Annotated in this window: 1 protein-coding gene; it reads left to right on the forward strand. The window is 65.2% G+C overall.

What is annotated here, in order from left to right:
- The coding region (locus tag B4M62_RS09070) for an AAA family ATPase (protein WP_290706855.1) at positions 1-551 on the forward strand (551 nt) is incomplete at both ends.

Below are 551 nucleotides of genomic sequence, written 5' to 3' on the forward strand. Positions count from 1 at the left end.
GGCAAGACCGCCGTCGTCGAGGGGTTGGCCCAGGCCATCGTCAACGGGGATGTGCCCGAGACGCTGAAGGACAAGCAGCTCTACACCCTCGACCTCGGGTCGCTGGTGGCCGGTAGCCGTTACCGCGGTGACTTCGAGGAGCGCCTGAAGAAGGTCCTCAAGGAGATCAACACCCGCGGCGACATCATCCTGTTCATCGACGAGTTGCACACCCTCGTCGGGGCGGGGGCGGCCGAGGGTGCGATCGATGCGGCATCGATCCTGAAGCCGAAGCTCGCCCGCGGCGAGTTGCAGACCATCGGCGCGACGACCCTCGATGAGTACCGCAAATACATCGAGAAGGATGCGGCGCTCGAGCGGCGCTTCCAGCCGGTTCAGGTCGGGGAGCCATCGGTGGAGCACACCATTGAGATCCTCAAGGGGCTGCGGGATCGCTACGAGGCGCATCACCGTGTTTCCATCACCGACGGTGCACTGGCCGCGGCGGCCTCGCTGGCGGACCGCTACATCAATGACCGCTTCCTGCCGGACAAGGCGATCGACCTCATCGA

Source organism: Gordonia sp. UBA5067 (genome assembly GCF_002414845.1).
Lineage (GTDB): Bacteria > Actinomycetota > Actinomycetes > Mycobacteriales > Mycobacteriaceae > Gordonia > Gordonia defluvii.